We start from the raw sequence: 13,407 nt of genomic DNA, 5'->3' as shown, positions 1-13,407 counted from the left end.
GCCCTGTTGGTTCGCGTACGACAAGGAGGCTGACCATGTCCGCCGAACCGTTCCCTTCCGAGTCCCGGATGTCCGAGTCCCGGGTGCCCGAGTCACGGGTGCCCGCGTCACGGGTGGGCGTGTGGCTGATCGGAGCGCGCGGTTCCGTCGCCACCACCGTCGTCGCGGGCTGCGCGGCCATGACCGCGGGCCTGCACCCTCCGACGGGCATGGTCACCGAGACCGACCTCTTCTCCGGCTCCGGACTGCCGCCGTTGTCGTCCCTCGTCTTCGGCGGCCACGACACGGAGGACTGCCCACTGCCCAAGCGCGCGGAAGTCCTGGCCGCCGGGGGAGTCATGCCGCACGGGCTCCCGACGGCCGTGGGCGCCGAACTCGCCGCCGCGGACCGGGAGATCAGGCCGGGCGGGCCCCTCCCCGGGGACACCCGGGACACGGAGGAACTGGTGGCCGCCTTCGCCGCGGACATGCGTGACTTCGTACGCCGCCACGGTCTGGCTCGGGCGGTGGTCGTGAACGTCGCGTCCACGGAACCCGCTCCGGCCGGGACCGAGCTGCCCCCGAGCTCGCTCTACGCGGCGGCGGCGTTGCGGGCCGGCTGCCCATACGTCAACTTCACGCCGTCCACGGGTCTGCACCACCCTGCGCTGGCATCAGCCGCCGCCTCCTCCGGGCTGCCGTACGCCGGTCGTGACGGCAAGACCGGCCAGACCCTGCTGCGGTCCGTGCTGGGCCCGATGTTCGCGCAGCGGGCGCTGGCGGTCCGCGCCTGGTCCGGCACGAACCTGCTGGGCGGCGGCGACGGCGCGGCCCTGTCCGACCCGGCTGCCGCGGCGGCGAAGAACGCCGGCAAGGAACGCGTCCTCGCCGACACCCTCGCCGCGGTCCCCGAGGGTGAGGTCCACATCGACGACGTACCTGCGCTCGGCGACTGGAAGACCGCCTGGGACCACATCGCCTTCGACGGCTTCCTCGGCACACGCATGGTCCTCCAGACCACCTGGCAGGGCTGCGACTCCGCCCTCGCCGCACCCCTGGTCCTGGACTTGGCCCGCCTGGTGGCACGGGCCCACGAGACGGGTCTGTCGGGTCCGCTGCGCGAACTCGGCTTCTACTTCAAGGACCCGGTGGGCGACGGGCCTTCGGCGCTCGCGGAGCAGTACGCGGAACTGGCGGAGTTCGCGGGGCGGTTGGCGGCTTCGGGAGGGCGGGAGCCGCGGGAGTCGCGGGGGCTGTCGGAGGAGAGGCGATGACGGGGCCGGGGCCCGAGGTGACGAAGGACGCTCCGGCGGATGAGTACGCGCGGCGGCGACCGGGCCTGCTCAGTGGGGGAGAGTCCACGTCGAGCGGAAGCACCGGCTCGACGGCAACCGGCGCTCTCGATCACCCCCTCCGCTACGGCTACGGCACCAACGGCCTCACCGACCTCCGCCTGGACGACGCCTTCTCCCTCCTCGCCGACCTCGGCTACGACGGCATAGGCCTGACCCTCGACCACATGCACCTGGACCCGCTCGCCCCGGACCTCGCGGCCCGCACCCGTCGAGTCGCCCGCAGGCTGGGCGAACTCGGACTGGGCGTCACCATCGAGACCGGCGCCCGCTATGTCCTCGACCCGTGGCGCAAGCACGGTCCGTCGCTGCTCGACCCGGATCCGGATCAACGGGCCCGACGCGTCGACCTGTTGATCCGGGCAGTGCAGGTAGCCGGCGACCTGGGCGCCCACGCGGTGCACTGCTTCAGCGGCGTCACCCCCGAGGACACGGACGAGGACACCGCCTGGAAACGCCTCGGCGAAACACTCGCCCCCGTCCTGGACGCCGCCACCACCGCCAGCATCCCACTCGCCATCGAACCCGAACCTGGTCACCTCCTCGCCACCCTCACCGACTTCCACCGTCTCCGCCGGACCCTCGGCAGCCCGGACGCCCTCGGCCTCACCCTCGACATCGGCCACTGCCAGTGCCTCGAACCCCTCTCACCCGCGGAGTGCATACGCGCCGCCGCCCCCTGGCTCCGCCACGTCCAGATCGAGGACATGCGGCGCGGCCTCCATGAACATCTCCCCTTCGGTGACGGAGAGATCGACTTCCCGCCCGTACTCGAAGCCCTGGCCACCACCTCCTATCAGGGCCTGGTCGTCGTAGAACTGCCCCGCCACTCCCACGCCGGCCCGCAACTCGCCGAGCAATCCATCCAGTTCCTGCACCATGCGGCCGCTGGTCTCACGGCTCCAGAACCCGGCAGCTCCCAAGCCTCCGACAACTCCCATGTCGCCGACGGCCGCCAAGACCATGAGGGATTCCACGATCCCGACGGCTCCCAAGACCTGGACAGCTCCCAAGTCCCCGACAAGACCCTGATCCCCGGCGAGGGCCCCGCCGACTCCGAAGGGAGAACCCCGTGAACCACCTCCACAACGCCGCCGCTCCTTCTCCCACCGCCGCTTCTCCCGCCACGCCGTCGGAAGCCGTCGCCACCCTGCACGCCCGCCTGAACTCCCAGCTGGACGCCACCGCCCGCGCCTGGCTGGACAAGGCGCTTGACGAAGCGGAGGCCCACCCGGGCGCTCACGGGCCCATCTCCGTCTGGGAGTTGCGCATCGCCGAGGCGGGTCGCCGTTGCGGGCCCGAGCACGCTGACGCCGCCCGCGTTCTCCTTCTGCACACGGCCCGGGCCGACGCCGACACCCTGGCCCGCGTCTACCGCCAGGGCACCGCCGCCGAACGCCGCGCCGTCCTGCACGCCTTGCCCCACCTCGTACCGGGCCCCGACGCCCTGCCGATCGTCGAGGACGCCCTGCGCACCAACGACACCCGGCTCCTGGCCGCCGCTGTCGGCCCGTACGCCGCCCGGCATCTGGACGCCCACAACTGGCGGCACGCGGTCCTGAAGTGCCTGTTCACCGGCGTCCCCATCGACGCGGTGGCCGAACTGCCCCGCCGCGCCCATGCCGACTTCGAACTGGCCCGCATGCTCGGCGACTACGCCGACGAACGCTCCGCCGCGGGCCGTCCCGTGCCCGAGGACCTGTACCGCGTCCTGGCCCTGACCGAGCCCGGGAGCGACGTGCCGACCGCTTCGGCACCGTCGGACCACCCCGGCACCCCGTCCGGCAAGGAGTCCTGATGCGCATCTTCGACCCCCACATCCATATGACGTCACGGACCACCGACGACTACGAGGCCATGTACGCGAACGGCGTCCGAGCCGTCGTCGAACCCTCGTTCTGGCTCGGCCAGCCCCGCACCTCACCCGCCTCGTTCCTCGACTACTTCGATTCGCTTCTGGGCTGGGAACCCTTCCGTGCCGCCCAGTACGGCATCGCCCACCACTGCACGCTCGCCCTCAACCCCAAGGAGGCGAACGACCCGCGCTGCGTGCCTGTCCTGGACGAGTTGCCCAGGTATCTCGTCAAGGACCAGGTCGTGGCCGTCGGCGAGATCGGCTACGACTCGATGACCCCCGCCGAGGACAACGCACTGGCTCTCCAGCTCCAGCTCGCCGCCGACCATGAGCTGCCCGCCCTCGTCCACACCCCGCACCGGGACAAGCTGGCGGGCCTGCGCCGCACCCTCGACGTCGTCCGGGAGTCTGCGCTGCCCCCGGACCGAGTACTGGTCGACCACCTCAACGAGACCACGGTCAAGGAAGCCAAGGACGGCGGCTGCTGGCTCGGGTTCTCCGTGTATCCGGACACCAAGATGGACGAAGAGCGGATGGTCGCGGTGCTGCGCGAGTACGGGCCCGAGCAGGTCCTGGTCAACTCCGCAGCCGACTGGGGCAGAAGCGACCCGCTCAAGACCCGTAAGGTCGGCGACGCCATGCTCGAGGCAGGGTTCACCGAGGACGACATCGACCAGGTGCTGTGGCGCAACCCCGTCGCCTTCTACGGACTCAGCGGCCGGCTCTCCCTCGACGTCGCCGCCACGGACGCCACCCATGAGGGCAACTCCATCCTCCGCGGCACCCCGGTAACCGACGCGGCAACCCCGGAGGCGTAACCCATGCGCTTCCGACACCCCGACGGCTCGACCGTCCACCTCGCCTATTGCACCAACGTCCACCCGGCCGAGACGTTCGACGGCGTCCTCGCCCAACTCCGCGACCACTGCGAACCCGTACGCCGTCGCCTCGGCCGCGACCGCCTCGGTATCGGCCTGTGGCTGGCCAAGGACGCCGCCCACGCCCTTGTGAGCGACCCGTCCGCTCTGCGCCGGCTGCGCACCGAGCTCGATGCCCGAGGCCTTGAGGTCGTCACCCTCAACGGCTTCCCGTACGAAGGCTTCGGCGCCGAAGAGGTCAAGTACCGCGTGTACAAGCCGGACTGGGCCGACGTCGAACGCCTCGACCACACCACCGCCCTGGCCCGTGTCCTCGCCGGCCTGCTCCCCGACGACGTCACCGAAGGCAGCATCTCCACCCTGCCGCTCGCCTGGCGCACCGCCTATGACGACACGCGTGCCGCCGAGGCCCACACGGCGCTCGCCACCTTGGCCGAACGCCTCGACGTCCTTGAGGAGTTGACCGGACGCTCCATCCGTATCGGCCTGGAGCCGGAGCCCGGCTGCATCGTCGAAACGACCGCCGATGCCATCGCCCCGCTGACCGCGATCAGTCACGACCGCATCGGCCTCTGCCTCGACACCTGTCACCTCGCCACCTCCTTCGAAGATCCGCACATCGCCCTGGACGCGCTGACCACGGCCCGCGTCCCCGTCGTCAAGTCCCAGCTCTCAGCCGCCCTGCACGCCGAACACCCCCACCTTCCCGGAGTACGCGAGGCCCTGGCCGCCTTCGACGAGCCCCGCTTCCTGCACCAGACCCGCACCAGTGCCACCGCAGCCGGCCTGGCCGGCACCGACGACCTCGGCGAAGCCCTCAAGGGCGACGCCCTGCCGGACACGTCCCCGTGGCGCGCCCACTTCCACGTCCCGCTGCACGCGGCCCCGGCCGCGCCCCTCACTTCCACGCTGCCCGTACTCAAGGACGCACTGACCCGGCTGGTGGGCGGCCCGCACCCGCTCACCCGGCATCTGGAGGTCGAGACCTACACCTGGCAGGCCCTCCCGACCGAGCTGCGCCCACGCGGCCGCGCCCAGCTAGCGGACGGCATCGCCGCCGAACTCACCCTCGCCCGCGACCTGTTGACGGACCTCGGCCTGAAGGAACTGCCGTGACCCAGGCCCGTGCACACGCCGGTGAACCAGTCCCGGCGCTATCGCGCGGCGGTCGTGCCCAGCGACCCGTCACCTATTCGCGCCAGCCACGGCCGCATCCCCACGAGCGACGACGAACGTCCGCTCCCCATCTGCTCCACCCCCCGCGCAGTCGACGACCGCCACGCGGTCACCGACGTGAAATCGCTCCTGCTTCATCTGGCCGGTCTCGACTGACCGGCGCCGACGGGCACGCCATGGCCCGCGGTCCCACCCGACCGTTCTCTTCCGACTGGTCACAAGTGAAGCACTCACCACTGACAACGCCCTTCGACACCGAGGAGTTCCAGGCATGAGCCGCTCCAGCCGCACCGCCTTCACGGCCGTCACCAGCAAGAACGACGACCCCGAACTCGCCCACCGCCTCAGCAGAAGAGGCATGCTCGGCGTGGCTGCGGGCGCCACCGCCGCCGCCCTGCTCGGCACCGCCGCCACCCCGGCCGCGGCAGCCGAAGCGGGCCGGAGCCGCCCCGTCCTGCCGCCCGGCCGGCTGGGCATCCAGCTCTACAGCCTCCGCGACAAGGTCTCCACGCTCGGCTTCGCCCCCGTCTTCGCCGAGTTGGAGAAGTACGGATACGACGAGGTCGAGTTCGCCGGATACACCCAGGGCTCGGCGGGCTCCATCACGCTCGCGCAGCTCAAGCGGCTGGCCCGCGACCACGGACTGAACCCCATCGGCAGCCACGTCGGCTACTACTCCGACGACCCGAACGCGTACACCTTCGCCCAGAACCTCACCAAGGTCCTCGACGATGCCCAGGCCCTCGGCCTCAAGCACATCGGCACGGCCTCGGGCCCGTTCCGCTACGGCTCGACGGTCGACGCGTGGAAGCGTGCGGCCGAGGAGTTCAACACCTACGGCGCGGCGGCGAAGGCGCGCGGCATGAAGTTCTACCAGCACAACCACTCCGAGGAGTTCTCCTTCGCCACCGACAAGCCGAACGTCCGCCTCTACGACGTGCTGCTCGCAGAGACCGACCCGAAGCTCGTGTACCTGGAGATGGACATCTTCTGGGCGTACTCGGGCCAGTTCCGCTTCTCCAAGCGGGTCGACGGCACGCCCGCGCCCTTCGAGCCCCTCGACTACGTGCTCAAGCAGCCCGACCGCTACCCGCTCTTCCACGTGAAGGACGGTGTGAGCGACCCCTCGAACACCTACGGCTACCGCATGACGGACGTCGGCGACGGAGACATCGACTACCAGCGCTTCATCTCGGGCGTCACACGCCTGAAAGGCCACCGCCTCGCCCACCACTGGCAGGCCGAACACGACAACCCCACCGAGTCGTTCACCTTCGCCCGCCGCTCCAGCGAGCACCTGCACTCCCTGCGTGAGAAGTGCTGACGGCTCCCACAGCGCGCGCCCTCCCTTCGGCAGCCTGGTGTGCCGAAGGGAGGGCGTGCGCTGTGGGCCCCGCCCGTCATCTCAGGCCATCTCCTCACCGAGCGGGTGCGGGTTGGGCTCGATGCGCTGCTTGCGGGGCCGCCCGGGCGGGTGCAGGAACAGGGCCACGAAGCCGGCGAACAACGAGATGGAACCGGCGAGGATGAAGGCGCCCGCGTAGTCCCAGGCGCCCACGACCACGGCGCCCATGCCGGAGCCCAGCAGGCCGGACACCAGCTTGGAGCTGTAGACGAGGCCGTAGTTGGAGGCGTTGTTGTTCTCGCCGAAGTAGTCCGCGGTCATCGCCGCGAACATCGGGAAGATCGCGCCGCCGCCAAATCCGGAGATGCTGGAGAACACCAGGAACAGCGGCAGGTTGCCGATGTTTCCGGACCAGAGGATGCCGTACTGCGACAGACCCAGCACAATGCAGACGAAGATCAGGCACTGCTTACGGCCGTACCGGTCGGACAGCCAGCCGATGACGCCGCGGCCGGTGCCGTTCACGATCGCCTTCATGGACATGGCGGTCGCCACGATCCCGCCCGCGAAGCCGACGTCATTGCCGAACGGCACCTGGAAGGCGATGCCGAAGATGTTGACGCCCGAGGTGCACAACAGGCAGAACCACATGAGACCCACCCGGCCCGTCCGCCATGCCTCGATCGGCGTGTACTGCTTCACGGCGGGCGGGTTCTTCTCCAGTGCGCGCCGCGCGCGCGGGTCGTCCGGTTTCCGCAGCGGGTCCACCTCGGCGGGCCACCAGTTCTTCGGCGGATCCTGGAAGAAGTAACCGGCCACGGCGACGACCGCCGCCAGGAAGACGCCGACGGAGACGAGGACCCAGCGGAAGTTCGAGAGATCCATGAAGCCGGTGAAGATGAACACGAAGGGCACTGAGCCGTAGGCGAAGCCGCCGTTGACGAAGCCGGTCTTGCCGCCCTTGCGCTCCGGATACCACTTGCCGACCATGTTCACGCAGGTCGCGTACACCATGCCGGCGCCCATACCGCTGAACATGCCGAAGCCCACGTACGCGACGATCACATGCGGTGCGTACGCGAGTGACAGATAACCCAGGAGAGTGCCGACCGCGCCCAGCATCATCGCCCAGCGGGCGGGCAGCTTCCCGCTCTCGCGGAGCTTTCCGGCCGGGAAGGCCACAGCCGCCTGGAAGAACACCCACACGCCGAGCATCCAGAAGATGTGCCCGTTGCTCCAGTGGTGTGCCGTGTGCAGAGTCTCCTCGGCGGAGGCGAACGCGTACTCCGCCGAGCTGATGCCCATCATGCCCACCCAGGGCAGGATGACCATCCACTTGCGTTTGCGGCCCATGATGTCGATGTCGGATTCACCGATCCGGTACATCCGGCCGTTGGCGTCCGTCACCTCCCTGTAGGGGACGGATGTGGAGATGTCAGTTGTCGCCATGTCGATCGAACCCTTCGCGTGGAAGAAGTCTGGCCAGCGCCCCCTGTCCGTTCTCTTCGCGCAGGGGCCCGCGGCGAGCGGTCACCGCAGGCCCCGTGGTTCGGGCCGTCGCTCAGTTCATCGACCGCCCCCCAACAATCCCGCCCGTCTCCCGCCACCGCCCTACCGGAGGGCCTTCGGCCCGCAGCCTCTCTGCCGCGCGAGCCCACCGGTACTTCGCACCCAGCACCGCCACCGGCTTCTCGGTCGTGTACGGGTACGCCACGACGCCCCGCTCGAAGAGGTACTGGCACGCCTCCTCGACCTCGACATCACCCGCGAGCGACGCCACCACCGGCTTCTCGATGCCGCGCTCCCGGAATTCGGCCACCACGCGCGCGGTGAGCTCGGCGAAGACCATGGGAGGGGTCACGATGGTGTGCCAGTAGCCGAGGACGAGCGAGTGGATCCGCGGGTCCTCAAGGCCCAGCCTGATCGTCGCCTCGTACGTCGACGGGGGCTCGCCGCCGGTGATGTCCACCGGGTTGCCGGCCGCTCCGAAGGGCGGGATGAACTTCCTGAAGGACTCGTCCAGGTCCGGCGGAATCTCCATCAAGGAGAGGCCGTTGTCTGTCACCGCGTCGGACAGCAGTACGCCACTGCCACCGGCGCCCGTGATGATCACGACGTTGTCGCCCTGAGGGGCCGGAAGCACCGGCAACGCGCGCGCGTACTCCAGCATGTCGTTCAGGCCGGGGGCCCGGATGACACCGGCCTGCTTCAGGATGTCGTCGTACACGGCGTCGTCGCCCGCGAGAGCGCCCGTGTGCGAGCCCGCGGCCTTGGCACCGGCCGCCGTACGGCCCGCCTTCAGGACGACCACCGGCTTCTTGGGGACGGTCGCCCGCGCCGCCTCCACGAAGGCCCGCCCGTCCTTGAGGTCCTCCAAATGCATGGCGATGCACTGGGTGTTGGGGTCCTCCCCGAACCAGGTCAGCAGATCGTCCTCGTCCAGGTCCGACTTGTTGCCGAGCCCCACGATCGCCGAAACACCCGTCTTCGTAGTGCGCGCGAAGCCCAGAATGGCCATCCCTATGCCACCGGACTGCGAGGTGAGCGCGACGCCGCCCTTGACGTCGTACGGCGTGCAGAAAGTGGCGCACAGGTCCTGCCACGTCGAGTAGTAGCCGTAGATGTTCGGCCCGAGCAGCCGGACGCCGTAGCGCTCGCCGATGGCCACGATCTCGTCCTGGAGCTGCTGCTCACCGGTTTCCGCGAACCCGGAGGGGATCAGTACGGCGTTGGGGATCCCCTTGCGGCCCACCTCCTCCAGGGCCGAGGCCACGAACTTGGCGGGGATCGCGAAGACCGCCACATCCACCTCACCGGGAACGTCGGTGACACTCTTGTACGCCTTGCGGCCCAAGATGTCATCGGCCTTGGGGTTCACCGGGTGGATCTCTCCGGAGAAGCCGCCGTCGACGAGGTTGCGCATCACCGAGTTGCCGATCTTGCCCTGCTCGTTGGAGGCACCGATCACGGCGACCGAGGAGGGCTGCATCAGGCGGCGCATGGAGGTGAGGATCTCCTCGCGCGTGTACCTGCGACGCTCCTTCGGGACCGACTCCGCGAGAATCACGCGAATGTCTGCCGCGACCGCCCCCTCCGGAGTGGCGATCACCGGATTGAGGTCCACCTCGGCGATCTCCGGGAAGTCCGCGACGAGTTCGGAGACCCGGCGGATCTGCTCGGCGATCGCCCACCGGTCCACGGCCGGCGCGCCGCGCACCCCGTGCAGGATCTCCGCCGAGCGGATGGAGTCCAGCATCGACAGCGCTTCGTCGGCGTCCACGGGGGCGAGGCGGAAAGTGACGTCCTTAAGGACCTCCACCAGCACCCCGCCGAGCCCGAAGGCGACGACTTTCCCGAACGTCGGATCGGTCACCGCTCCGACGATGACCTCCTGCCCCTGGGGCAGCAGCTCCTGCACCTGTACGCCCTCGATACGGGCACCGGGCGCGTACGCGCGCGCGTTGTCGATGATGGTGCGGAAGGCGGCCCTGACATCGGTCGCCCCTTCCACGCCGACGATCACGCCGCCCGCGTCGGTCTTGTGCAGGATGTCCGGGGAGACGATCTTCATCACGACAGGCCCGCCGAACCGCGCCGCGTACGCGACCGCCTCCTCGACGTCCGTCGCCAACTCCTCGCCGGGGACGGCGATCGCGTACGCGTCGGCGATCACCTTGCCCTCGGGCGCGGTCAGCGCGGTCCGGCCCTCGGCCCGTACGGCTTCGAGGAGCGTACGCACCCTCAGCACTCGGTCTTCGGCCATCAATCAGATCACTCCGTTCGACTTGAGCAGGCGCAGCTCCTCGTCGCCGAGGCCGAGCTCGCCGACGTACACCTCTTCGTTGTGCTCGCCGAGCAGCGGCGAACCGGTCACGTCCACGGGGGAGTCGGAGAGCTTCAGCGGACTGCCCACGGTCACGAACTCGCCCCGTTCGGGGTGCGGCACCTTCACGACCATCTCGTTGGCGACCAGCGACGGATCCTCGATGATCTCCTTGGTCGACAGGATCGGCCCGCACGGGATGTTGTGGGCGTTGAGCCTCTCCAGGACCTCCCACTTGGGGAGCGTGGCCGACCACTCCTCGATCAGCTGGAACATCTTGTTGAGCTGCGGCAGGCGCGCCTCCGGCGTCGCCCACTCGGGGTCGTCCGCCAGTTCCGGCCGTCCGATGAGTTCGGTGATCGGCTTCCAGCCGACGGGCTGCACGATGACGTACACGTAGTCGTTGGGCCCGCCCGGCGCGCACTTGACGGCCCAGCCGGGCTGGCCGCCACCGGACGCGTTGCCGGACCGGGGAACTTCGTCGCCGAAATCGTCGTTCGGATATTCAGCGAGCGGGCCGTGTGCCAGGCGCTGCTGATCGCGCAGCTTCACCCGGCAGAGGTTGAGCACAGCGTGCTGCATGGCCACGTTGACCCGCTGACCGCGCCCGGTGTTCTCCCGCTGAAGCAGCGCCGCGAGAATCCCCGCCACGGCGTGGATGCCCGTGCCCGAGTCACCGATCTGGGCCCCCGTCGCCAGCGGCGGCCCGTCCTCGAAACCGGTGGTCGACATCGACCCGCCCATGGCCTGAGCGACGACCTCGTACGCCTTGAAGTTGGTGTACGGGCCGTCCCCGAACCCCTTGATGGAGGCATAGACGATACGCGGATTGATCTCCTGGATACGGCCCCAGGTGAAGCCCATGCGGTCGATCGCGCCCGGTCCGAAGTTCTCGACCATGACATCCGAGCGCCGGATCAGCTCGGTGAGGATCTCCTTGCCGCGCTCGGTCTTGGTGTTGAGGGTGATGCTCCGCTTGTTGCAGTTGAGCATCGTGAAGTAGAGGGAGTCGACGTCCGGGAGGTCACGCAGCTGCTTGCGCGTGATGTCACCGGTCGGCGCCTCCAGCTTGACCACGTCCGCCCCGAGCCAGGCCAGCAACTGGGTTGCGGAGGGGCCCGACTGGACGTGCGTCATGTCGAGGACACGGATGCCTTCGAGAGCCTTGGGCGCGGTGTTCGGTGCTTCGTTCGTCGCGGTGTGTGTCGCGGTGCTGGTCATGGCGGGCACCTCACTTGTACATCGTCTGGTTCATGGTTCCGGGGGCGTACGCGTCCGGGTCGACCCAGACGTTGATCAGCGAGGGCTTGCCCGACTCGCGGGCGCGCCTCAGGGCGGGGCCGATGTCGGCGGGGTCGCGGACCTCCTCGCCGTAACCGCCGAGCATCTGGGCGAACTTGTCGTAGTGGACGTCGCCGAGGGTGTTGCCGACGCGCTCGCGTGCCTCGCCGTACTTGGCCTTCTGGCCGTAACGGATCTGGTTCATCGAGGAGTTGTTGCCGACGATGCCGACGAAGGGGAGGTTGTAGCGGACGAGGGTCTCGAAGTCCCAGCCGGTGAGCGAGAAGGCGCCGTCTCCGAAGAGGGCCACCACTTCCTTGTCGGGCCGCGCCTGCTTGGCTGCGAGCACGAACGGGACGCCGACGCCGAGGGTGCCGAGCGGACCCGGGTCCATCCAGTGCCCGGGTGACTTGGGCTGTACGACCTGACCGGAGAAGGTGACGATGTCGCCGCCGTCGCCGATGTAGATCGAGTCCTCGCCGAGGAAGTCGTTGATCTCGCTGACCAGACGGTACGGATGGATGGGCGAGGTGTCGGACTTCAGGCTGGGGAGCCGCTTCTCGATCGCCGTCTGCTCGGCCGCGCGCAGCTCGTCGAGCCACTCCTTGCGCTTCGACGAGCCCCCGTTCAGGCGTCCCGAGGCGGCCTCGGTCACCGACTTCAGGATGAGGCCCGCGTCGCCGACGATCCCGAGGTCGATGTCCCGGTTCTTGCCGACGGTCCGGTAGTCGAGGTCGATCTGCACCACGGTCGCGTCCGGCGACAGCCGCTTTCCGTAACCCATACGGAAGTCGAAGGGCGTGCCGACGATGACGATGACATCGGCGTTGGAGAAGGCGTACCGGCGGGAGAGCTGGAAGTGGTGCGGGTCCCCGGGCGGCAGCGTGCCGCGTCCCGCGCCGTTCATATAGGCGGGGATGTTGAGGGCGCGTACGAGATCGATGGCGTCCTCGGTGCCGCGGGTCGTCCACACCTGGCTGCCCAGCAGGATCGCGGGCTTCTCGGCATGCACGAGGAGGTCGGCAAGCTTCTCGATCGCCTCGGGGTCGCCGACCGAGCGGGTCGAGGCACGGTAGTGGCCGGCGGCGGGGACCCGGGCCTTCTCGGCCGGCACTTTGGCGTCGAGCACATCGCGCGGGATCTCCAGGAAGGAGGGCCCGGGCGCGCCGTGGTAGCACTCGCGGAACGCCATGGACACCATGTCGGCGGCGCGTGCGGTGTCCGGCACGGTCGCCGCGAACTTCGTGATCGGCGTCATCATGTCGACGTGCGGCAGGTCCTGAAGGGACCCCATCTTGTGCTGCGTGTGCGCCCCTTGGCCGCCGATCAGCAGCATGGGGGACTCCGCACGGAAGGCGTTGGCGACGCCCGTCACGGCGTCGGTCGTGCCGGGACCCGCGGTGACGACCGCGCAGCCGGGCTTGCCGGTGATGCGCGCATAGCCGTCGGCGGCGTGGGCGGCGACCTGTTCGTGGCGTACGTCGACGACCTCTATGCCTTCGTCGACGCAGCCGTCGTAGATATCGATGATGTGGCCGCCGCACAGGGTGTAAATGACCTCCACACCCTCGGCTTTGAGTGCCTTGGCGACCAAGTGCCCACCGGAGATGAGGTTCTGGCTGTTGTCGTCGGGCATGGCGAAGTCCTGTCCCTTCGTAGGGGATCGGGCACGCGAACCTGCACTTCGGACACGGTTCGCGCACTGCTCATGGCTGCCG

At 69.3% G+C, this 13,407-nt stretch carries 10 protein-coding genes and 1 pseudogene; 7 read left to right on the top strand and 4 right to left on the bottom strand.

Translation table 11 applies throughout. The features are described 5' to 3' along the window. The first annotated feature begins 68 nt into the window (after positions 1-68). From ABD357_RS36585 to ABD357_RS36555, 7 genes and pseudogenes are all read left to right on the top strand, one after another. A complete protein-coding gene (locus tag ABD357_RS36585) occupies positions 69-1,253 on the top strand; it encodes an inositol-3-phosphate synthase (RefSeq protein ID WP_344395783.1) in 1,185 nt (394 codons plus the stop codon). Beyond that, positions 1,250-2,407, top strand: a complete 1,158-nt coding sequence (locus tag ABD357_RS36580; protein ID WP_344395589.1) for a sugar phosphate isomerase/epimerase family protein — start codon at positions 1,250-1,252, stop codon at positions 2,405-2,407. Before ABD357_RS36585 ends, ABD357_RS36580 begins: the two co-directional genes overlap by 4 nt. After that, complete coding sequence (locus ABD357_RS36575; RefSeq protein WP_344395588.1) at positions 2,404-3,129, top strand: EboA domain-containing protein; 726 nt, start codon at positions 2,404-2,406, stop codon at positions 3,127-3,129. The genes ABD357_RS36580 and ABD357_RS36575 overlap by 4 nt, the downstream gene beginning before the upstream one ends. Next, entirely contained in the window at positions 3,129-4,004 is an 876-nt protein-coding gene (locus ABD357_RS36570) for a TatD family hydrolase (RefSeq protein ID WP_344395586.1), read from the top strand. The genes ABD357_RS36575 and ABD357_RS36570 overlap by 1 nt, the downstream gene beginning before the upstream one ends. Before the next feature lie 3 nt (positions 4,005-4,007). After that, on the top strand, positions 4,008-5,180 hold the full coding sequence (gene eboE, locus ABD357_RS36565; RefSeq protein ID WP_344395584.1) for a metabolite traffic protein EboE: 1,173 nt from the start codon (positions 4,008-4,010) through the stop codon (positions 5,178-5,180). A 36-nt stretch (positions 5,181-5,216) separates the two neighbouring features. Further along, a pseudogene (locus ABD357_RS36560) lies at positions 5,217-5,396 on the top strand (alkaline phosphatase family protein); the annotation flags it as partial. A gap of 115 nt (positions 5,397-5,511) precedes the next feature. Continuing rightward, positions 5,512-6,564, top strand: coding sequence for a sugar phosphate isomerase/epimerase family protein (locus ABD357_RS36555; RefSeq protein ID WP_344395583.1), 1,053 nt, complete (start codon positions 5,512-5,514; stop codon positions 6,562-6,564). 81 nt (positions 6,565-6,645) lie between these two features. On the opposite strand, the gene ABD357_RS36550 is transcribed toward ABD357_RS36555, so the two are convergent. The 4 genes from ABD357_RS36550 to ABD357_RS36535 form a co-directional block, all read right to left on the bottom strand. Continuing rightward, positions 6,646-8,034, bottom strand: a complete 1,389-nt coding sequence (locus ABD357_RS36550) for an OFA family MFS transporter (protein ID WP_344395582.1) — start codon at positions 8,032-8,034, stop codon at positions 6,646-6,648. A gap of 112 nt (positions 8,035-8,146) precedes the next feature. Beyond that, positions 8,147-10,348 carry an acetate--CoA ligase family protein gene (locus tag ABD357_RS36545; RefSeq protein ID WP_344395581.1) on the bottom strand — a complete coding sequence of 734 codons (2,202 nt, stop codon included), beginning with the start codon at positions 10,346-10,348 and terminating at the stop codon, positions 8,147-8,149. A 3-nt stretch (positions 10,349-10,351) separates the two neighbouring features. After that, positions 10,352-11,629, bottom strand: a complete 1,278-nt coding sequence (gene frc, locus ABD357_RS36540; protein ID WP_344395580.1) for a formyl-CoA transferase — start codon at positions 11,627-11,629, stop codon at positions 10,352-10,354. Between the two features lie 10 nt (positions 11,630-11,639). Then, positions 11,640-13,325 (bottom strand): thiamine pyrophosphate-binding protein, encoded by a 1,686-nt coding sequence (locus ABD357_RS36535; protein WP_344395579.1) that lies wholly within the window; start codon positions 13,323-13,325, stop codon positions 11,640-11,642. Positions 13,326-13,407 lie beyond the last annotated feature (82 nt).

The organism is Streptomyces vastus, from assembly GCF_039532825.1.
Taxonomy (GTDB): Bacteria; Actinomycetota; Actinomycetes; order Streptomycetales; family Streptomycetaceae; genus Streptomyces; species Streptomyces vastus.
This window is presented reverse-complemented; position numbering and strand designations above follow the sequence as displayed.